Source organism: Streptomyces sp. NPDC050164 (assembly GCF_044459945.1).
Taxonomy (GTDB): domain Bacteria; phylum Actinomycetota; class Actinomycetes; order Streptomycetales; family Streptomycetaceae; genus Streptomyces; species Streptomyces coeruleorubidus_A.
The window spans coordinates 18,254-38,246 of the sequence record NZ_JBITJK010000016.1 but is presented as its reverse complement, the minus strand read 5'-3'; the positions used below and the strand labels follow the sequence as shown (position 1 = coordinate 38,246).

Sequence of the window (19,993 nt, the reverse complement as noted above, 5' to 3'; positions counted from 1 at the left end):
GTGGGGTCGATTTCGAGTGCGGCGGTGAGGTCGGCAATGGCCCGGTCATACTGGCCGGCCTGCCGGTGTGCCTCTCCGCGAGTGCCAAGGGCCCAGGCATAGCTGGGGTCGATTTCGAGTGCGGCGGTGAGGTCGGCAATGGCCCGGTCATACTGGCCGGCCTGCCGGTGTGTTTCGCCGCGGATTCCGAGTACCCAGGGGAGCGTGGGGTCGATTTCGAGCGCGGCGGTGAAGTCGGCAATGGCCCGGTCGTACTGCCCTGCTTGTCGGTGTGCCTCTCCGCGGGTGCCGAGGGCCCAGGCGTCGGTGGGGTCGATTTCGAGTGCGGCGGTGAGGTCGGCGATGGCCTGGTCCTGCCGGTCCCCTTGTAGGTGTGCTTTACCGCGGGAGGCGAGGGCCCAGGCGAGTGTGGGGTCGATTTCGAGTGCGGCGGTGAGGTCGGCGATGGCCTGGTCCTGCCGGTCCGCTGGTAGGTGTGCTTGGCCGCGGGAGGCGAGGGCCCAGGCGAGTGTGGGGTCGATTTCGAGTGCGGCGGTGAAATCGGCGATGGCCTGGTCGGAGTGGTCGAGCCAGCGATGGGTCTCCCCGCGACGAGCCCAGGCATGAGCGTTACGGGTGTTGTGCGCGATGGCGCGGTCCAACTCGGTGAGCGCCTCTCCCTCCCGGTCACAGAGGTAGAGACGGATGCCACGGTAGGTGTGAGCCCAGCTCCTGATCTCAGCGCTCAGCTGGCTGTGGGAGAGCAGGACGCCAAGGCATGTGAGTACAGGCTCGTCACCGCCGAGAGCATCCCGGAGGCGTCTTGACCAGGTGAGCAGGGCTGCGTCGGTGGTGTCCTGTGCGGCTTGTTCTAGTGCCTCGATCCATTGCCGCAACACAGCGGTGTCCTGGCCCGCAGCATGCACCACCTGTTCGAGGGCGGGCGTCAGCTGTGTGCCCGGGTGGGCACACAGCCGGTGGTACGTCTCATCGAGGCAGTGTCGGCGCCATGCAGGGTCTGTCCATTGTTTCGCCTCGGGGAGCCGTTCCTCGAGCGCGGCACGCCAGGCGGCATGAGTGTCAGCGAGCCGTAGATGTGCCGAAGCCCAGCCTTGAGGGGAGTGGGTGCGCTCCTGACGGACCATGCTGGCGCGGACCACTGCATGGTAGTGCTTGAATCCGCCGCGGCCGCTGACGAACGGCTGCACGCACAGCCAGTCCCACACCCCCTCTGCCCCAGGCCCGGCAGCGGCAGCGACGATGTCCTCGTTCAGTTGCAGCGGCAGCGCACACGCCCGCACAGCCTCGCGTTGCTCAGGGTCCGTGATCCACTGTACGAATCGCTCGACCGCCACGTCCGCGAGGTCCCCGCCCGCGTCCACTTCCTCAACTGTGTGGGGGCGGGCCAGAGCAAGGAGCTCCACAAGCAGAGGCAGCCCCATCGACAGCTGCAGGACCGCTTCCACCACGCTCGGATCGGTCACGCCCCGCGCGGTGAGCAGCGAACGCGTCTCGGACTCGGTGAAGACCTCCAACGGCACGTCCGCGACCTGCGCCCGCAGCGGTGCCCACTGCCGCTCCGCGAGTTCATCCCGACCGGCCAGCACCACCATGACGTTCGCTGGCACTGGCCCGAATTCTTCCTCCAGCAAACTCAGCAGCCACACGTCCAGGTACCGGGCTGTCTGTTCCCATGTGTCAAAGAACAGCACCACCCATTGATGGCGACGGCACAACCGCTCCAGCTCGGCGACGAAAGCCCGGCTCATACCCGCCTCATCGCTTCGGGTTCCCCGCCGGCGGGCACGAGCCTGGGATGCCGACCGGAGCCGGTCCAGCCCCCGGGCCGCGGCATCCGGACTCGCCATCGCCGTCACCACACCGGCCCCCGGAATGAGCGACGCCGCTCCCAAAGCGGCTTGCGTCACCACCCGGCTCGACACCGATACCTCGCCCTCCACGGGCATTGGCTCCTCCTGCGACGCCTGACCCCGGAGGAACTGCTCGACTGCCTTGTCGAATTCCTTGCACGGGCCGGCCTGCTCCGCCAACTGCCTGGCCAGCTCGACCAGGGCCTGCTGTACCCCGTGGACGTCGTTCTCGTCCACCAAGGCCGTCACCGCATCCGCACGCCGCGCCGCCTCCTGCCATTGCCGCAGCAGAGTGGACTTCCCCACCCCACCCACACCACGCACATGGACCAGAAACTCCGCCGGGTCCTCCTCAGACTGCGGGTCCTTCGACAAGTTCTCCGCGAACAGCGCCAACTGCGCCCGCCGACCCACGAACCGCGCCTTTGCCCGCTGCCGGATCAGCGCACCCCTCGACAGACCCCGATTACCCGACCCTGGCATCTCCGCACCCCGTCACTTCGCCCACCACGTCCCTGAGACTGGCACGACACCCACCCGAAGCAGTTGCGTCAGCCGCAGGTCATCAGTGTCCGATCCGCTTCTTTCGTTTGTCAGCCAAAAGCAACGCCCGCGCCGGCACGGAAGTTGGGGTGCAGGCGGGACGGATGCGCGCTCGTCTGACCCTCCAGAGGTCACACGCACCTGGCCCCGGCGTCCCTGTACACGCCCCGCCTGCCTTGGAGCCGGTCGCCAACGACGTCCCCGGCCGTCACGCAGTGGCCAGCTGCAGTACCTCAGCATGCCGGCGACTGTGTGCTGGTCCGACACCTGTTCGCACCGATCCAGAGCACCGCACGAACGGCCTTCTGGTTCATGCTCCATACCGCGAGACGGGAAACGATTGCATGGCGCGGCTCCGGCTCGGTCGGCCCTCGCCTATGCAATTTCTAGGGCAGTAGACCGGCCAGCTTGCAGCCGCCATCGGGGGACTGGTGCTGGTCAGGGCCGAAAGTGCGCCGCCACGTCGTCAAGCATGTCCAGATAGTCGCCCGCTCCGACCACTCCCCCAGACGCCTTCGAGCCGTGCAGTGCTGCCGTCAGGGTGATGCCGCGACACGCGGCTGGCTGCCTAAGGGTTGTCCCGTAACTGATCTTCGAGTGGGCATGGTCAGTCCGGTCGCTGTCCTGCTCCCTGGTCTATCCGGCAAGGGCGAGGTTGTGCAGGTGAGCAATGCCGCTCATGGCATGGTGTACGCCTTCGCCCTTCAGACGACAGTCGCGCAGGATCTTCCAGGTCTTCATGCGGGCGAAGGCGTGCTCGATGCGGGCGCGGACCTGCTTGTGGGACTTGTTGTGTGCCTGCTTCCAGTCCGGGAGTTCCTCTCCCTTACGGCGCCGGTGGGGCGTCGGGAGGCCGGTGCCCGGATAGCCGCCGTCCGCGATCGTCGTGGTGTGGCCGACGGTGGCCTTGGCCCCGGATTCCTCCCATGCCTTGCAGTCGGCACGATTGCCCGGAAGCAGCCGACCGACCACGACAACCAGTCGCAGGTCACCGCTTTGCCAGCTCAGCCGACCGCCGGGTACGCGATCTTCCAAACTGGTGCTGTACAGCAGCGAAATGCAGCAACCACAGCAACCGGCCCTGTCCGGTTGAGCGCCCACACGGCCGTACCGCGACCGGTATGGCCGTCAGCGACCGATCCACATAGAGCTACGGATCAGAAGGTCGCGCAGTGAGACAGCCCGCGTTGCTGGGCCGTAGACCCCTCAAGCACTCACCGGCTGCCGCCGCTCGTAGTGGTAGTGCACGTCCGAGAACTTCGGCGGCGCGGACGGCTCCGGGTACCCCACCTCTTCGACAACCGGTTGGACCCGCGAGAAGAACGCATCGAACGCCTCGGTCGATTCCCACAGGTCGATGACGCGTAGTCCCGCGTCCGTAATGATTGCAGTGTGGAACAGCAGCCCTTCAGGGGGTTGGTCCGCTCGCGCGCCCACGCGCCGATCCACGGTGTCGTACTGCTGCGCTGTCACTCCCGGAAACTCGATCTCCATCAGTACAGCCATGAGGCACCTCCGATGATGGCGGCGAATCCCAGCCGCCGAGCGGCGGCCCATGTCACCTTCAGGCTCCCCCCTGAGCTCTGGGTGCGCAAAGCGGGCGTTCGGAGCGAGGAAGCACCGGGACCGCTGGCAGCAGTAAGGCGCAGCCGGTACAGCGGAGCCATGATCGAACTTACGAGGATCGTTCGGCGCACCACAAGCGCACCAGATCGAGCGGGGAACAGCGGGGAATCACGGTGGAACCAGCCCAGCCCGACGAGGCCACCCCCCGGCCGTTCGCCCAGGTCAGCGTCCCAACCAGCCTCAGAATGCCTCAGCTTCCCAAGCTGAGAGCGCGAGTTCGATTCTCGTCACCCGCTCCAAAGAGAAGCCCCAGGTCAGCGGCCTGGGGTTTGCTTGTTGCCTAGACCGGCCAGACAGGCGACGCCGAAAACCACGAGCAGGACGCTGACCGTGCTCGGCGAGAACCCGCTCACGTCGCCCAGGAACTTCACGATGTAGGTGTATCCCGCGAACGCCCCGGCGCGGTGGGCTTGGCGGGGGGGCCGCGGGCTCTTCGGCGGGGGCGGCGTCCCGGATGGCGGTGCTCCCCGCGCGTCTTTGGCCGGTCCCCGTGAAGCTGAGATGTGTGCAGGTCGGCATTGGTGCGCCGCCCTTGACCAAACGTGAGCAGCACAGGGCCCGTTGTCGGGGCCGTTTCCGATGGAGGAGGTAGATTTGTGACGGGCAGTGATGGCAGCGGTGATGGCCGGATGGCGCATGACCCGGCGGCTCTGGAGTCGATCGAGGCGGTGCGGGCCGGCGGAACGCTGGGCCGTGCGCGGCGGCGGATGGCGAGTGAGTCGGGCAGGCCTCGCGCTGCGGCGGCGGAGCTGCAGAAGATTACGGAATTGCACGTGTGCATGGGCCTGAACGCCTGCCAGGGACATGACCGGGATGGTTCGGCGCCGATGGCGGGCATGGGCCGGTGTGCGACGGTGCTGCATGTGTGCCACGGTGCGAACGAGTGCCGGGGGCAGGGCGGGTGCGGCTACACCGGGCCGGACGCGGAGTTGGCCAGGCCCGGTACGCAGGCCTGTCGCTGGAACGGAAGTTGCGCGAGCCCGATCAACGCCAGCCGGGTGTTCGCCGGAGGCCCGCTGAAGGGCAAGAGCGTGTGGAAGCTGGCCCGGCAGCTGTTCGAGGCCAGGATGTACGAGGCCGGGATCCCGTTCGGCCCCGCTCCGGGCGAGGGCTACCCGGACGACCTTGTCCCGCCGTACGAAATGCCGGAGCTGGACAAGCCGAAGCGCAGCCTGCCGAACGGCGCAGCGCAGCAGCGCGCGGCACGGACGGCCGGGCCGGACGGGGCTGTTCCGTGACGTCGCTGCCCGGCAGCGGGGACATTTCCTCGGCCTCCCGCTTCGCGCTTCCCGCTTTGGGGTTCGGGGTCGGTCTGCGGGCTCCGCACCACGGGTGGGTCCTGGATCAGCTGGACGGCGGGCTGGGTGTGGACTGGCTGGAGGTGATCAGCGAGAACTACCTGGACTCCGGCGGCTTTCCGCGCCATGTACTGGACCGGGTGGCCGAGCGGTACCCGGTGGTGCTGCACGGGGTGTCGATGTCCATCGGCAGTGTCGATCCACTGGACTTCGACTATCTGGCCCGGTTGCGGCGTCTGGCGGACGCTGTCGGTGCCGCGTGGGTGTCGGATCACATCTGCTGGACCGGGGTGGCCGGGGTCAATACGCACGACCTGCTGCCGGTCCCTTTCACCGAGGAGGCCCTGGCCCATATGGCCGAGCGGGTGCGGATGGTCCAGGACGTCCTGGAGCGCCCGTTGGTGCTGGAGAACCCTAGCTCGTATGTGGGCTTCACCGCCTCCACGATGCCGGAGGAGGAGTTCGTCGCGCGGCTGGTCACCGAGGCGGACTGCGCGCTGCTGCTCGATGTGAACAACCTCTACGTCTCGGCGGTCAATCACGGCACCGACCCGCACGCCTACCTGGCGGCGCTGCCGCTGGACCGCGTGGTGCAGGTCCACCTGGCCGGCCACGCCGACGCCGGCACCCACCTGGTGGACACCCACGACGGGCCGGTCACGCCACCCGTGTGGGACCTGTACGCCGCGGTGCTGGCGCGCAGCGGCCCGGTCTCCACCCTGCTGGAGTGGGACGACCGGCTGCCATCCTTCCCCGATCTGGTGCGCCACCTCCGCCCGGCACGACAGCTGGCCGAGCGCGCAGAGCCGGCAGCCGGGGTTGCCGCTGCAGCGGCGGGAGGGTGAATGCGCACCCCTGCCCCGCCCCAGGACCCGCAATACAGTGCCGCCGACGCGGCAGGGCCCGCGGACCTGGCCGGTCTTCAACGCTGGTTCCAGACCGCGATCCTGCACCCGCACGGCGAGAAGGGCGAGGGCGCGGACCAGGTCGCGGCCGTCCTCACCAGCTCCTCGCGGCAGGCCGCCCATGAGCGCTTGGCGGTCTACCAGCGCGGCTACCGGCTGCGCCTGCTGGGCAGCCTGCACTCCTGTTTCCCGGCGCTGCGCCACCTGCTGGGCCCCGAGGCGTTCGACGTCCTCGCCGCGGAGTACCTCGACGCCATGCCCCCGCGCGGCTACACCCTCGACCGCTACATGCAGGGCTTTCCCGCCCACTTGATCCAGGGCAGACCCGACGCGGGGCGACCTGCCGACGAACCTGACCTGTGGGTCGACCTCGTCGTCGACCTGGCCCGCTTCGAGCGGGCCTTCGCCGAGGTGTACGACGCCACCGAACCGCACCCCCACCGCCTGCTCGCCTGCCGGCATCCCGTGCACACCTACGTCACCGCCGTCGCCCGCAGCCAAGACCCCGCACCACCCCCGGCCCGGCCCGTCCTCCTGACACTGCGCCGCCGCGGCCACACCGTGGTTGTCACCGAGACGGCCCCTCAGGCCACCAGGCGTGGCGCCACCCAGCCCCGCCACACCGCGCAGGCGCGGACGCCCGTGTGATCAGTACGCCCCCACCCCGTCCCTGTCCGGGTCGGCAGCGCCCGGCAACCGAACTGGAGCCATCATGACAACCCGCACCACTGCCGGCCTGCCCTTCACGATCGAGCCCCTGGTTCCCGTGAATCCGAATGAACCGATCCAGGACTACGAAACCCTGGTCAACCATCTCCACCAGGCGGCGCAGGTGGAGATGTCCACCATCCCGATGTACCTGTACGCGGCCTACTCCATCCAGACCAAGGGCCACAACCAGTGGCTGCCCGGGATCTCCGCCTTCCGCACTATCGTGGCGATCGCGATCGAGGAAATGTTGCACCTGTGCCTGGTCCGCAATCTCATGGTCGCCCTCGGTGCGGGAGACCGGATCACCTTCAACGACCAGCACTTCATCCCCAGCTACCCCAGCAAGATGCTGCACCGGGTCCCCGACCTCGAACTGCACCTGCAACCGTGCTCGCCCAAGCTGATGAAGGATGTCTTCCTGCCGCTGGAGCTGCCCGCCGAGCTCCATGCGCCAGCGCAGCCCGACCAGTACCAGACCCTCGGCCAGTTCTACCGGGCCATCGAGGACGGCCTGATCCGCGTGGACCGCGCCGAGGGCAGCAGGTTGTGGCAGTACGCCGAGGACAGTGCCGGCTGGCAGTACCAGCGCGCCTACTGGAACCGCGACGGCGGCGGCGAACCCATCCTCATCACCAACCTCAAAACCGCGCGCGAAGCCCTGCAGATCGTCGTCGAGCAGGGCGAGGGCGTCGATCCCGCGAAGGCCACCGTCCCCATCGACCCGGTCAACCCCACCCCCGGCCTGGACGAACTCTCCCACTACGCCCGCTTCCTGCGCATCCAGCAAGGCATCGAGCCCATCGGGAACGTGCGCCACGTCCCCGTCGACCCCAAAGTCCGCCACTTCGACGAGCCCGCCGCGAGCCTGGCCAAGCTCTTCAACGCCGCCTACTTCTACACCCTCGCCATGCTCGACAAGCTCTACAACCTGCCCGCCACCTTCGCAGTCGAGACACCCAGCCCCCGCTACCACCTCGAGCGGACCTTCGTCTCCGCCATGAGCGGCCTGCTCTACCCCATCGCCGACCTGCTCATGCAAACCCCAGCCAGCAACCAGCCCCAAGACCCGGCGACCGCACCGCTTTGCGCCGCCCCCACCTTCGAGTTCTACGACTTCCCCGCCGAGATCAAAAAGTCCGGCACCACCCACACCAGGAAGCAGCACCTCCTGGGGCTCTGCGACCACGCCGTCGCCCACTTCCCGCAACTCGGCGGCGACAACAGCGTCCACTGGCTGATCGACAAGATGCCCGACATCGACCAGATCCCCTCGCAGCCCCCCACCAGCCGCCCTCCATCGAAGTGATCTGTCCAGCCGCACCCTGCGGTTCCTGACGGGACACCTGGCGCCCCGGCAGGGGGAAGGGAGATCGGGACGCGGTGGCGGCGTCTACCGGTCGGTCGCCAGGCACTGTCACCCCTGGCGCACTGCGTGCGGCGCGCCCAGCTCGCCGCTGGGTCCGGCATCGGGAACACGACCGTGTACCGCTACATACGCGAGGGGCGGTGTCACACGTGACGGCAGGTTCCGGGACCGCTTGAGGGCTCGACTGCCTCGGCAACATCAGGCACCGTCCGGGCTCCACAAACAAGTTGTCCCCGATCATCGGCGAGCACCCGTCGCCCGTCGGCGCTCCGCACGGTCCGCCGCGTATACGTCGCCTACACCCGACGCCTCGAACCGCATGTCGGCGGTCACACGGGCCTGCAACAGGTCCACGACGAGCCAGTCTGCGGTGTGCCGGAGGGTCAGTGCGACATTGGCCTGGACGATGATGCCGGTGACGTGGTGGTCGACGAAGTCGTGTAGGTCGTGGGCGAGTTCCTACCGGCAGCAAGAAGGAGTGACCGCACTCCGGCGAGCCTTTCCCCTCAGAGCAGCAGCAACTACTCAAACCGGCTGCGGCGGCCGCCCGCTCGGCGTCGGCTGCGGCCTGGCAGTGCCTTTTGCCTGTGCAGGGCATAGCCCCGCCCTCATTTCGGCGGACGGGAGATCGCGGGCCGACCGGCCTCCATCATCTCGGCGACCCGGGCCGTCGTCTCCCGCAGCCACATGTGCGCCGCGTCGTGCATGTGGACCGGATGCCACCACAAGGCCTGCTGGAGCGGCACGGCGTCATAGGGCGGTTCCATGATGCGGACGGGTGCGAGTCCGTCCAGCTCGTCGGCGAGGCGCCTCTGAAGGAGAGCTACCCGGCGGGTGCCTGCGACCAGGAGTGGCATCAGCTGGAAACTGTCGACGGAGACCGCCACGCGCGGCTCGATGCCGAGCATGGCGATCTGGCGGGCGGCGGGGGCGTCGTAGGCTCGTTGGTACGTCACCCACGGCAGCCGGGCCAGGTCGTCGAGTGCGAGCTGCTCGCCGACCTCCGGGTTGTCGTCCGCGACCAGGAAGACCCAGCTGTCCTGGTAGAGCTCGACCGTGGGGAAACCGCGAATGATGCCATGGGGCAGCAGTAGCCCGTCCACGGTGCTGAGCAGCGACCCGGTACTGTCGATGATTTCATTCGGTACCTGCTTGAACCTGAGCCGGATGCCTGGTGCCTCGGTTTGGATGGTGCGGGCGAGTTCGGCGCCGAAGACGGCAACCGCGTAGTCGGAGGCGATCAGCGTGAACTCATGTTCCTCGCGGGAGGGATCGAATTCGGCCTGACTGGCGAAGACGCGCTCCAGCAGGTCGCAAGCGGTGGTGGTTCGGTTGAGGAGGGCCTGCCCGAGGGCGGTCAGTTCGTACCCTCCGCCCACCCGGGCGAGCAGGTCGTCGTCGAAGTGGCGGCGAAGCCGGGCCAGGGCCGCGCTCATCGCGGGTTGACTGAGCCCGATGCACTGGCCGGCTCTGGTGACGTTGCGCTCCTGCAGGAGGGCGCGCAGGGCAACGACGAGGTTGAGGTCCAGGCTGGCCAAGTTCACGAAGCGTCCCAATTCCGGAGCCGGCACCATCGGTATTCACCGGCTGGATTCTTATATACAGGAAATCGATTTCCCTGATTGCAATCTAGGGGCCAGATTGGTGGGACCGCAATCGGGAGGACATCTCCGTGAAATCCGAAGCCGCGTCGGCACCATTCGCACCCTTCTCGGGCCCTTTCGCCATCGGCACTCTCTCCGCCTCGGGCGGAGCCGCGTTCCCCGGCCTCGTGGCGCCGGACGGCCGGGTGCTCGACCTGCGCGCGGCACTGGGTGAACCCGCGCTGACGACCCTTACGCTCCTGGAGCGCTGGGACGAGACGTTGCCCCGCCTGCACGCCCTCGCGGCGGATCCGGCCGGCGCATGGCTGTCGCTCGATGACCTGCGGGTGCAGGCGCCCGTCGAGCCCCGGCAGATCTTCCAGTCCGGCGCCAACTACCGGCAGCACGTGATCGACCTGGCGGTCGCACACCGCGCCCCGGACGACCCGCGCACCGTCGAGGAGGCCCGCGCCGAAGTCGCGGCGGTCATGGACAAGCGGGCCGCCGAAGACCTCCCGTACGTCTTCATCGGCCTGCCGACCACGATCAGCGGTCCCTACGACGACGTGGTACTGCCCGCTTGGGCCGAGAAGCCCGACTGGGAGCTGGAGGTGGCCGCGGTGATCTCCCGCCCGGCCCACCGGGTCACCGTGGAGGACGCTCTGGAGTACGTCGCGGGCTACACCATCGCCAACGACCTGACCGACCGCGCGACCGTCTTCCGCCGGGACATGCCCCCGATCGGCACCGACTGGCTGCGCAGCAAGAACGCCCCCGGCTTCACCCCGCTCGGCCCGTGGATCGTCCCGGCCGGCTCCATCGCCGACACCTCCGACCTGCAGGTCACCCTGAAACTCAACGGCGAGACCATGCAGGACGAGTCCACCAACGACATGATCTTCGGCGTCGCACGGTTGGTCTCGTACATCTCCCAAACCGCCCGACTGCTCCCCGGCGACCTCGTCCTCACCGGCAGCCCGGCCGGCAACGGCATCCACTGGGGCCGGCTGCTGCGCGACGGCGACGTGATGGACGGCTCGGTCACCGGGCTCGGCGCCCAGCGCACCCGCTGCGTCGCGGAGAAAGAGCAATGAGCCCCGCCCATATCGACCGTACGGATCCCGAGGCGGCGATCGCCGAGGCCGCGAAGGCGTACTCGAACTGGGGCCGCTGGGGCGAGGACGACGTGCTCGGCACGCTCAACTTCCTAGACGAGGCCAAGCGCCGCGAGGGCGCGGCCCTGATCCGCGACGGCGTCAGCTTCTCCTTGTCACAGGCCTTCGACATGGACGGCCCGCAGAAAGGCTGGCGGCGGCGTACGAACCCGGTGCACACGATGCTCGCCACCGGCACCGACGCCGCTCTGGGCGGCCAGGGCTTTCCGCACGGTTTCGGTGGCGCCGACGACGTGATCGCCATGCCCTTGCAGTGCTCCACCCAATGGGACGGGCTCGGGCACATCTTCGACCACGGCAAGGCGTGGAACGGCCGCCCGGCGGAGAAGGTCGTCACCTCCGAGGGCGACCTGGTCACCGGCATCGAGCACATGGCTCCGCACGTCGCCGGGCGGGGCGTCCTCCTCGACGTGGGCCTGGTCATCGGCCAGGACGGCGAACTGCCCGACGACTTCGCCATCACCGAGGAGCACCTGACCGCGACCGCCGCCTCGCACGGCGTGACCGTCGGTCGTGGCGACCTGGTCCTCGTGCGCACCGGGCGGCTGGCCCGCGCCCGTCACGAAGGCTGGGGCGACTACGCGGGCGGGCCGGCGCCGGGGCTGAGCTTCAGCACGGCCGGCTGGCTGCACCGGAGCGAGATCGCCGGGATCGCCACCGACACCTGGGGCTTCGAGGTGCGGCCCAACGAGTTCGACCACGCCTTCCAGCCGCTGCACCAGGTCGCCATCCCCCACATCGGTCTGCTCATCGGTGAGATGTGGGACCTCGACGCCCTCGCCGCACATTGCGCCGCCGACGGCCGGTACGAGTTCTGGCTCACCGCCGCACCACTGCCCATCACCGGGTCCGTCGGCTCACCGGTGAATCCCATCGCCGTCAAGTAACGCCCTGGACTGCCGGGCGGGCCGCGCCCGGACGGCAATCCCCCCTCGCCCGCCCGGCCCACAACACCCCCTCTGCCGCTCGAAGTCGCACGGCACCATCTCAGGGAGAACCCATGAACGAACCCCGTCCCCGCACCGTCCTTGTCATAGGCGGCGGCGCGTCCGGCAACGCCGTGACCGTGCTGCTGCGGCGGGCGGGCATCGCCGTGGAACTGATCGAGGCCAAGCCCGACTGGAACGTGCTCGGCTCCGGCATCACCCTGCAGGGCAACGCGCTGCGCGTGCTGCGCGAAGTGGGCGTGTGGGACAAGGTCCGGGAGAGCGGCTACGCCGTCGACGCCGTCGGCCTGGCCGCGCCCGACGGGACCGTGTTCCATGTCCAGCAGGACATCCGCACCGGTGGGGATGACCTGCCTCCGATCTTCGGCATGCAGCGGCCCCGGCTCCAGGAGATTCTGTGTGAGGCCGTTCTCGCGAGCGGCGCGACGGTACGTCTCGGCATCACCGCCGAGGAACTGGTCCAGGACGCGTCCGGAGTCACCGCCCGGTTCAGCGACGGCACCGAGGGCCGCTACGACCTTGTCATCGCCGCCGACGGCGTCAGCTCCCGCACGCGCGCGATGATCGGCATCAGCGACAAGCCCGAACCGACCGGCATGGCCATCTGGCGCGTCCCCGCCCCCCGCCCCGAGGGCGTGGAGCGCATGACCCTGTCCTACGGCGGACCGTGCTACATCGCCGGCTACTGCCCCACCAGCAAGAACACCATCTACGCCTACCTCGTCGAGGCCAACCGCGACCGCGCCTCCATCGACCCGGCCTCGTACGCGGACGAGATGCGGCGGCTCGCCGCGCCCTACGGGGGTGCGTGGCCGGAGATCGCCGCGAGCATCACCGACCCCGCCAAGGTCAACTACACCTGGTTCGACCGGCTGCTCGTCGAGGGCTCCTGGCACCGCGGCCGGGTCGTCCTGATCGGTGACGCGGCCCACGTCTGTCCCCCCACGCTCGCCCAGGGCGCGGCCATGTCGCTGGAGGACGCCTCCGTACTGGCCGAGATGCTGAGCGAGGAGCAGGACTGGAGTTCCCTCGACGCCCTGCTGACCGGCTTCTACGAACGCCGGATCGACCGTGTCCGCATGGTGGTCGAAGCGTCCGTGCAGCTCGGTCAGTGGCAGCTGGACGGCGTTCGTGACGCCGACGCGCCCGGTCTGATGGGCCGCACGATGTCCGTCCTGCAGGAGACCCCGTGAACTCCGTGAACCCCGTGAGTTCCCAGAACAGCGCACCCACGATCGACGTCCACGCGCACGTCCTGCTCCCTCAGGTCGAGGACGCCGTCGCCGGACACCCCGGGCTGGCCGCGGCCCGCGATCTCGACGCCCGCCGCAACGGCCCCGAGGCCATCGCCGTCAGCGGCCCGATGTTCCGGGACCGCTTCCCGAAACTGACCGACGTCAAGGCCCGGCTCGCCGCGATGGACGCCTCCGGGGTCGACGTCCAGCTGGTCTCGCCCTCTCCCTCGCACTACCACTACTGGGCCGACGAAGACCTGGCCCGCACGGTGTGGGAACTGGCCAACGAGGGCACCGCCGCGCACGTCGCCCAGGCCCCGCAGCGGCTGCACGGCCTCGGCCTCGTCCCGCTCCAGCACCCGGGCCTCGCCGTCGAAGCCCTCGAACAGGCCCTCGGCCTGGGCCTGCGCGGTGTCGAGATCTCCAGCCACGCACCGGGACGCGAACTGTCCGACCCCGCGTACGAACCGTTGTGGACACGGGCCGAGGAAACCGGCGCGATCCTCTTCCTGCACCCCTTCGGCTGCACGCTCGACGAACGCCTCAACCGGTGGTACCTGTCCAACACCGTCGGCCAGCCGACCGAGAACGCCGTCGCCCTGTCCCATCTGATCTTCTCCGGAGTCCTGGACCGGCACCCGGGGTTGCGCATCGTCGCCGCCCACGGCGGCGGCTATCTGCCCACCCACATCGGCCGCTCCGACCACGCCTGGCTCGCCCGCACCGACACCCGCGGCTGCGCGCACCCGCCCAGCAGCTACCTCAAGCAGCTGTACTTCGACTCCCTCGTCCACGACCCGGACGTCCTGCGCGAGCTGATCCGCGTGGCCGGCCCCGACCGGGTGCTGCTCGGCTCAGACTTCCCCTTCGACATGGGCACCGACGACCCGCTCGGCGCGCTGCGCGACGTCACGGACCTGCCCGACCCCCACTTCCACGCCGTACGCGGCGGCAACGCGGCAGCGCTGCTCCGCCTTGTCCGAACCGTCTGAACCGTCTGAACCTCACAGAGGAGAACCCCCACCATGAGCACACGTCTGCTCACCCACCTGCGGCACGTCGACCTCGCCGTGCCGGACTACGACAAGCAGCTCGACTTCTACGCCGGCGTCTGGGGCCTGACCAAGGTCGCCGAGGACTCCGGCATTTCCTTCCTGGCCGCCGAGGGCTCCCCCGAGCAGTACATCGTCCGGCTCCGCAAGGCCGAGGAGAAGCGCCTCGACCTCATCTCCTACGGCGCGGCGAACCCCGCCGACGTGGACACGCTCGCCGAGCAACTCCTCGCGGGTGGAGTGCAGTTGATCTCCCAGCCGGGCAAGATCGACACCCCCGGCGGCGGCTACGGCTTCCGCTTCTTCGACATCGACGGCCGCACCATCGAGGTCTCGGCCGACGTCGAGGCGCGCCGGCACCGTCGTATCGAGGAGAAGGAGTCCATCCCGGTCCGTCTCTCGCACGTCGTCCTGAACTCCCCCAATATCAACGCCACCCGCGCCTGGTACGAGCAGCACCTCGACTTCCGGCTGTCCGACACGATGGCCTTGCCGCACATGGGCGAGGTCATGCACTTCATGCGGATCAGCAGCCAGCACCACTCCATGGCCATCGCCAGCGGTCCGCACACCTCCCTGCAGCACCTCTCCTTCGAGATGCGCGGCATCGACGAGTACATGCGCGGCTCCGGCCGCGTGATGCGCTCCGGCGCCCGCAAGATCTGGGGCCCCGGGCGGCACATGGCGGGCGACAACACCTTCACGTACTTCCTCGACCCGCACGGCAACACCGTGGAGTACACCACCGAGCTCGAAAAGCTGGACGAGGACACCTGGCACCCGCACATCTACGACCTGACGAAGCCCGAGAACGCCGACCAGTGGGGCACGTCCAACCCGATGAACGAGATGGTCGCCAAGGAGATGCTCAACGACGTCGACCGCGGCGTCTTCGTCGCTCCGCCGGTCTGACCCCTTGACCCCGGGGGCTCGGCGCACTCCCCCGCCGTGCCATGCCGCCGCGCCCCCGGCCTGTGCCAACCCACCCAGCTCCCTAGGAATGCCATGCGTTTCGCCACGTACGAACAGCACGGCCGCAGCCGTCTCGCCACCGTCGAGGACGACGGCACCCTCTACCCCTGCCCCGGCGCGGGGACGCTGCTCGACCTGATCCAGGCCGGTCCCGAGGCACTGCGCGAGGCGGGCAACGCAAGCCTGGACGTGCCGCGCGGCCCGCACGTCTCCCAGGTGCGACTGCTGCCGCCACTCCAACCGCCGTCCGTACGCGACTTCGTCACGTTCGAGGAGCACGTCGAGGGTGTACGGCGCAGCATCGACGGAATCCCGGGCGCCCCGGACGCCTGGTACGACGCGCCCACCTTCTACTTCACCAACCCCTACGCGGTCATCGGCGCTCACGACGACGTCCCCGTGCCGCCCGGCAGCCAGGTGCTGGACTTCGAGCTCGAAGTCGCCGCGGTCATCGGCCGCGAGGGCCGCGACCTCACCCCCGAGCAGGCCCGCGACCACATCATCGGCTACACCATCTACAACGACTGGTCCGCCCGCGACCTCCAGTCCCGCGAGATGCAGGTCAGCCTCGGCCCCTGCAAGGGCAAGGACACCGCCACCACCCTCGGCCCCTGCCTCGTCACCGCGGACGAGCTGGAGCCCTACCGCGACAGCGACGGATTCCTGCGCCTGGCGCTGACCGCCGAGATCAACGGCGAGGTCGTCGGCAAGGACCTGCTGTCCAACATGAGCTGGACCTTCGAGGAGATGACCGCCTACGCCTCCCGCGGCACCTGGGTACGCCCCGGCGACGTACTCGGCTCCGGCACCTGCGGCAACGGCGGCTGCCTCGCCGAGCTCTGGGGCGTACGCGGCCGCCAGGACCCGCCACCGCTCAAGCCCGGCGACACCGTCACCCTCACCGTCGAGGGCATCGGCACCGTCTCCAACACCGTGGTCGCCGGGGCGGACCCAGTGCCCCTGCCGACCGCCCGGAAACGCCCCCGGCTGCGCCCGTAGGGCCGAGGTCAATGACCTGGGCCTCAGTCGTTTCCGGGCCGCGCCATGCCAGGCCGCTCAGCAGGCGCCCTACGCCCTCTCCCGTTCTGGCCCCGGCGTCAGAGGCATAGGGCAGGCTGATCCAGGAAGACACCGGCCCCCATCCGCAGGGGCCGACGAGGAACCTTCCGGAGGGGGCGGTATGCCGAAGGTCTCGAAGGGGCGGCGTGTGGGACAGGCTGCCGTGAATGCGTTGCGCACCCTGCTTGAAAATCACGATCACATCGTTCAAGAGATATCCGGGCAGAACGACTTCGGGGAGGATTTTTACGTCACCTTCGCCGACGACGGACATCTCACGAGCGACACGATCAAAGTTCAAGTCAAGGGTGGGAGCAGCTGGCGTCGAGGCAACGGCTACGCGGTGCGTGTCGACCAGCACGGTGACACCTGGGCGGACGGGAACATTCCGGTCTACTGCGTGGTGTACGACCCGGACAGCAGACGACTGCACTGGGCGAACGCCACCCAACAGCTTCGCCGGTCCGGTCCGCTGAACCCGCCGCGTTTCATCGGCGTCAGCCCCAACGCTGTGCTGAACGACAGCACTATGCCGTTCTTCGTCGCCCAGGCCCGCCGCTACGTCGGACGTTACCGGGGCCGTCAGGCGGTCCTGACCCACCTGAGCGAGATGTCCGGAGTGGAGTTCGATTCGACGGACCACGTCCTGCACTTCGTCAACGGCTCCGACGAAGACCTCATCTTCTGGAAGCGCCCGGGGGACGTCCTGGCGACGCTACTGATGAGCGCGCACGGCTGGGAACCGTATCTCGTCAGTCTGGAGTCCCTGATGCGCTCCGAGATGACGCCGCCGGGGGACGGAGACGGAGATGGCAGTGGTCCCGGTAGTCAATGCGGCGACTTCGACCTGTCGACCGCCGAGGAACTGGAGCTGCCCTTTCGAGTGGGCATGGTCAGGCCGGTCGCTTTCCCATCAGGAGGCAGGTGCCCGGGTAGCCGCCGTCCGCGATCGTCGTGGTGTGGCCGACGGTGGCCTTGGCCCCGGATTCCTCCCATGCCTTGCAGTCGGCGCGGTTGCCCGGAAGCGGTCGGCCGACCACGACAACCAGTCGGCTGTCGGCGTCGAAATCTCAGGTTCCCGAGTCCAGCTCGAGGCGATCCAGAGCGGGACGGACCACGACCCGCACCGACCGAAAGATCATTTGCGGGACACCCCGCGGGACACCCCTTAGTGGCTGTCCGGCTACGGTCGGCTCAGCCCCCGCTACGAACGCCACTCCCGCAACTACCTGGCCTTTCTCGGCCTTGCCGCAACCCTGTGCTCGACGCCCCTGCCGGCCGGGTCCCAGGGCCCAGTCGAGGTACTTCTTGCCGGGGAAGACCGGGCAGGCGTCGCCGCAGCCCATCGTGATGACGTAGTCGGACGCCTGGACGGCGTCGGTGGTGAGGATCTTCGGCTTCGCGTCGGCGATGTCGATGCCGACTTCCTTCATGGCCTCGACCGCGGAGGGGTTGACCTGGTCGCCCGGGACGGAGCCGGCGGAGCGGACCTCGATCCGGTCGCCCGCGAGGTGGTCGAGGAATCCGGCAGCCATCTGCGAACGCCCGGCGTTGTGGAAGCAGACGAACAGCACGGAGGCGAGCGGTAAGAGGTGTTCTCTGGGTGGCGGGGGTGTCCGCGCGGGACGAAGGCAGGAGCGCGGGCCGCCCACCGCCACCCCCGCACGAAGAGGCACTGGAGAGCGAGTCGGCATGCGGGGCCGACTCTGTCTCAGGAGGTCAGGCCTCAGGAGCGGCTACGGATCACCACATGCCGCCCCGCCCAGGACGTTCGCCAGGATCAGGACCAACGTCTTACGACACCATGAGGAGCGCAGGCCCGGCCCCATCCCCGAGCTGCGCACCGCGCTCGGTGACCGCGTCGCTTCCCGCCTCGCCGAGATGACCGAACGCGTCGTCGTCACCGGACCCGACCGCAGACGGCACACCTGAACCACCGCGGTCACCAGCGGCGTCGACCCCGCCGACGCGGGAGCCGCCTCCGGGCTGATGAACACCACGAAGCAGGTCGGCGGCGCGCTCGGCCTCGCCATGCTCTCCACGGCCGCCTCCGACGTCCCCGGCGTGCGGGCGCTCACTTAATCGCCGAGGTATGCCTTGCGTACCGATTCGTCGTGCAGCAGGTCCTGTCCCGTGCCGGAAAGGACGATGTTGCCGACCTCCATGACGTGGCCCTGATCGGCGAGCGAGAGCGCTGCCTGGGCGTTCTGTTCGACGAGCAGGATGGTCGTGCCCTGGGACTTCAGCTCCGAGATCGTCGCCATGATCTTCTGCATCATGATCGGGGACAGGCCCATGGAGGGCTCGTCCAGCATCAGCAGTTTCGGCTGGGACATCAAGGCGCGCCCCATGGCCAGCATCTGCTGCTCGCCGCCGGAGAGGGTGCCCGCGGCCTGGTTGCGGCGCTCTCCGAGGATGGGGAACAGGTCATAGGCTCGCTGGATGTCCTTTTCGATGCCTTCCTTGTCCTTTCTGAGGAAGGCGCCGAGCTGGAGGTTTTCGAAGATGGTCAGGCGCGGGAAGATATGTCGGCCCTCGGGGGAATGGGCAAGGCCCAGGGCTACGATCTTGTGGGCGGCGACGCCGGTCAGTGGCTTGCCGTCGAAGATGATCTTTCCGGACGTCGGCTTCAGCAGCCCCGACAGCGTGCGCAGCGTTGTCGTCTTGCCGGCGCCGTTGGTGCCGATGAGGGTGACGACCTGGCCTGCTGCGACGCTGAAGGAGATGCCTTTGACGGCTTCGATCTTGCCGTAGGCGGCCCGGAGGTCTTCGACCTCGAGGAGTGCGGTCACTGGGCTTCTCCCTTGGTGCTGCTGGTGGTGCTCTGCTGCCACGCGTAGGCGTGGGCCTCGGAGGCCTGAACCTCGGCAAACTCCGCTTCCCCTGGGGCGCCTTCGAACGGTTCGCCCAGGTACGCGGCGATGACGCGTTCGTCGGCCTGGACGACTTCGGAGGTGCCCTCGACGAGCTTCTCGCCCTGGACGAGGACGGCGACGCGGTCGCACAGGTTGAAGATGAAGCGCATGTCGTGCTCGATGACGAGGACGGCGATGCCCGTGGCGCGGATGGCGAAGACGAGTTCCTCGGTGGCCCGCGTCTCCTGGGGGTTCATGCCGGCCGTCGGCTCGTCCAGCAACAGCAGCCCCGGTTCGCTCGCCAGAGCCCGAGCGATCTCCAGCTTGCGCTGTTCGCCGTAGGGGAGGTTGCGTGCCAGGTGGTACCGCTTGTGGGTCAGGCCGATGAACTCCAGGAGTTCCATGGCGCGTTCCTCGCTGGCGCGTTCGGCCTTCTTGAAGCCGGGGCCGCGCAGCAATGCCGACCACAGGCCTTCCTTGGTCCGGGTGTGGCCTCCGACGAGGACGTTCTCCAGGACCGTCATGTTGGCGAAGAGCCGGATGTTCTGGAAGGTCCGGGCGATGCCGGCCTCGGTCACCAGGTGGGGCTTCGGCGGCAGGACCGTGCCCTTGTAGGAGACCGTGCCCTCGGTCGGGACATAAAGGCCCGTCAGGCAGTTGAAGAACGTCGTCTTGCCCGCGCCGTTGGGACCGATCAATCCGACGATCTCGCCGGCGTTGACCGTGAAGTCGACCGAGCGTACGGCGGTGAGGCCGCCGAAGCGCATGGTGACGTTACGGGCTTGGAGTACTGGTGTGGTTTGTGCGGTCATGGTT

The 19,993-nt window shown here is 68.6% G+C and carries 15 protein-coding genes and 7 pseudogenes; 14 read left to right on the top strand and 8 right to left on the bottom strand.

Going from position 1 to position 19,993, the window contains the following annotated elements; translation table 11 throughout:
- The 3 genes and pseudogenes from ACIBNA_RS21870 to ACIBNA_RS21860 form a co-directional block, all read right to left on the bottom strand.
- On the bottom strand, nucleotides 1-2,264 hold a 2,264-nt coding region (locus tag ACIBNA_RS21870; RefSeq protein WP_399166816.1), incomplete at its 3' end, for a tetratricopeptide repeat protein.
- 765 nt (nucleotides 2,265-3,029) lie between these two features.
- Nucleotides 3,030-3,383 (bottom strand): annotated as a pseudogene (locus ACIBNA_RS21865) (transposase); the annotation flags it as partial.
- A gap of 216 nt (nucleotides 3,384-3,599) precedes the next feature.
- The gene (locus ACIBNA_RS21860) at nucleotides 3,600-3,899 is read right to left on the bottom strand and encodes a hypothetical protein (protein WP_399166815.1); all 300 of its coding nucleotides are present in this window, start codon (nucleotides 3,897-3,899) and stop codon (nucleotides 3,600-3,602) included.
- A 716-nt stretch (nucleotides 3,900-4,615) separates the two neighbouring features.
- Between ACIBNA_RS21860 and ACIBNA_RS21855 the strand changes: the two genes are divergently transcribed.
- The 5 genes and pseudogenes from ACIBNA_RS21855 to ACIBNA_RS21835 all read left to right on the top strand — a co-directional run.
- Entirely contained in the window at nucleotides 4,616-5,257 is a 642-nt protein-coding gene (locus ACIBNA_RS21855) for a hypothetical protein (protein WP_399166814.1), read from the top strand.
- Nucleotides 5,254-6,162 carry a DUF692 domain-containing protein gene (locus tag ACIBNA_RS21850; protein WP_399166813.1) on the top strand — a complete coding sequence of 303 codons (909 nt, stop codon included), beginning with the start codon at nucleotides 5,254-5,256 and terminating at the stop codon, nucleotides 6,160-6,162. Before ACIBNA_RS21855 ends, ACIBNA_RS21850 begins: the two co-directional genes overlap by 4 nt.
- Nucleotides 6,163-6,870 carry a putative DNA-binding domain-containing protein gene (locus tag ACIBNA_RS21845; RefSeq protein ID WP_399166812.1) on the top strand — a complete coding sequence of 236 codons (708 nt, stop codon included), beginning with the start codon at nucleotides 6,163-6,165 and terminating at the stop codon, nucleotides 6,868-6,870. It begins immediately after the preceding gene.
- A 64-nt stretch (nucleotides 6,871-6,934) separates the two neighbouring features.
- Nucleotides 6,935-8,239, top strand: coding sequence for a ferritin-like protein (locus ACIBNA_RS21840; protein WP_399166811.1), 1,305 nt, complete (start codon nucleotides 6,935-6,937; stop codon nucleotides 8,237-8,239).
- Nucleotide 8,240: 1 nt separating this feature from the next.
- Nucleotides 8,241-8,434, top strand: a pseudogene (locus ACIBNA_RS21835) (IS5/IS1182 family transposase); the annotation flags it as partial.
- Nucleotides 8,435-8,907: 473 nt separating this feature from the next.
- Here ACIBNA_RS21835 and ACIBNA_RS21830 read toward each other — a convergent pair.
- Nucleotides 8,908-9,843 carry a LysR family transcriptional regulator gene (locus tag ACIBNA_RS21830; RefSeq protein ID WP_399166810.1) on the bottom strand — a complete coding sequence of 312 codons (936 nt, stop codon included), beginning with the start codon at nucleotides 9,841-9,843 and terminating at the stop codon, nucleotides 8,908-8,910.
- Between the two features lie 122 nt (nucleotides 9,844-9,965).
- On the opposite strand from ACIBNA_RS21830, the gene ACIBNA_RS21825 reads away from it, so the two are divergent.
- The 7 genes and pseudogenes from ACIBNA_RS21825 to ACIBNA_RS21795 all read left to right on the top strand — a co-directional run.
- On the top strand, nucleotides 9,966-10,976 hold the full coding sequence (locus tag ACIBNA_RS21825; RefSeq protein WP_399166935.1) for a fumarylacetoacetate hydrolase family protein: 1,011 nt from the start codon (nucleotides 9,966-9,968) through the stop codon (nucleotides 10,974-10,976).
- The gene (locus ACIBNA_RS21820) at nucleotides 10,973-11,944 is read left to right on the top strand and encodes a cyclase family protein (protein ID WP_399166809.1); all 972 of its coding nucleotides are present in this window, start codon (nucleotides 10,973-10,975) and stop codon (nucleotides 11,942-11,944) included. Before ACIBNA_RS21825 ends, ACIBNA_RS21820 begins: the two co-directional genes overlap by 4 nt.
- Nucleotides 11,945-12,057: 113 nt before the next feature.
- Nucleotides 12,058-13,197 carry an FAD-dependent oxidoreductase gene (locus ACIBNA_RS21815; protein ID WP_399166808.1) on the top strand — a complete coding sequence of 380 codons (1,140 nt, stop codon included), beginning with the start codon at nucleotides 12,058-12,060 and terminating at the stop codon, nucleotides 13,195-13,197.
- Nucleotides 13,194-14,231 carry an amidohydrolase family protein gene (locus ACIBNA_RS21810; RefSeq protein ID WP_399166807.1) on the top strand — a complete coding sequence of 346 codons (1,038 nt, stop codon included), beginning with the start codon at nucleotides 13,194-13,196 and terminating at the stop codon, nucleotides 14,229-14,231. Before ACIBNA_RS21815 ends, ACIBNA_RS21810 begins: the two co-directional genes overlap by 4 nt.
- A 33-nt stretch (nucleotides 14,232-14,264) precedes the next feature.
- Nucleotides 14,265-15,203, top strand: a complete 939-nt coding sequence (locus ACIBNA_RS21805; protein ID WP_399166806.1) for a VOC family protein — start codon at nucleotides 14,265-14,267, stop codon at nucleotides 15,201-15,203.
- A 93-nt stretch (nucleotides 15,204-15,296) separates the two neighbouring features.
- Nucleotides 15,297-16,262 carry a fumarylacetoacetate hydrolase family protein gene (locus ACIBNA_RS21800; protein ID WP_399166805.1) on the top strand — a complete coding sequence of 322 codons (966 nt, stop codon included), beginning with the start codon at nucleotides 15,297-15,299 and terminating at the stop codon, nucleotides 16,260-16,262.
- A 181-nt stretch (nucleotides 16,263-16,443) separates the two neighbouring features.
- Nucleotides 16,444-16,761: pseudogene (locus ACIBNA_RS21795) on the top strand (DUF4365 domain-containing protein); the annotation flags it as partial.
- A gap of 463 nt (nucleotides 16,762-17,224) precedes the next feature.
- Here ACIBNA_RS21795 and ACIBNA_RS21790 read toward each other — a convergent pair.
- Nucleotides 17,225-17,386 (bottom strand): annotated as a pseudogene (locus ACIBNA_RS21790) (IS5/IS1182 family transposase); the annotation flags it as partial.
- Between the two features lie 108 nt (nucleotides 17,387-17,494).
- Between ACIBNA_RS21790 and ACIBNA_RS21785 the strand changes: the two are divergent.
- Nucleotides 17,495-17,584, top strand: a pseudogene (locus tag ACIBNA_RS21785) (IS5/IS1182 family transposase); the annotation flags it as partial.
- Here ACIBNA_RS21785 and ACIBNA_RS21780 read toward each other — a convergent pair.
- A pseudogene (locus ACIBNA_RS21780) lies at nucleotides 17,548-17,857 on the bottom strand (phosphotyrosine protein phosphatase). The pseudogenes ACIBNA_RS21785 and ACIBNA_RS21780 overlap by 37 nt on opposite strands.
- Nucleotides 17,858-18,146: 289 nt before the next feature.
- On the opposite strand from ACIBNA_RS21780, the pseudogene ACIBNA_RS21775 reads away from it, so the two are divergent.
- Nucleotides 18,147-18,254 (top strand): annotated as a pseudogene (locus tag ACIBNA_RS21775) (ATP-binding protein); the annotation flags it as partial.
- Nucleotides 18,255-18,400: 146 nt separating this feature from the next.
- Here the strand turns inward: ACIBNA_RS21775 and ACIBNA_RS21770 are convergent.
- A complete protein-coding gene (locus tag ACIBNA_RS21770) occupies nucleotides 18,401-19,114 on the bottom strand; it encodes an ABC transporter ATP-binding protein (RefSeq protein WP_399166804.1) in 714 nt (237 codons plus the stop codon).
- On the bottom strand, nucleotides 19,111-19,989 hold the full coding sequence (locus tag ACIBNA_RS21765; protein ID WP_399166803.1) for an ABC transporter ATP-binding protein: 879 nt from the start codon (nucleotides 19,987-19,989) through the stop codon (nucleotides 19,111-19,113). Before ACIBNA_RS21765 ends, ACIBNA_RS21770 begins: the two co-directional genes overlap by 4 nt.
- Nucleotides 19,990-19,993: the final 4 nt, after the last annotated feature.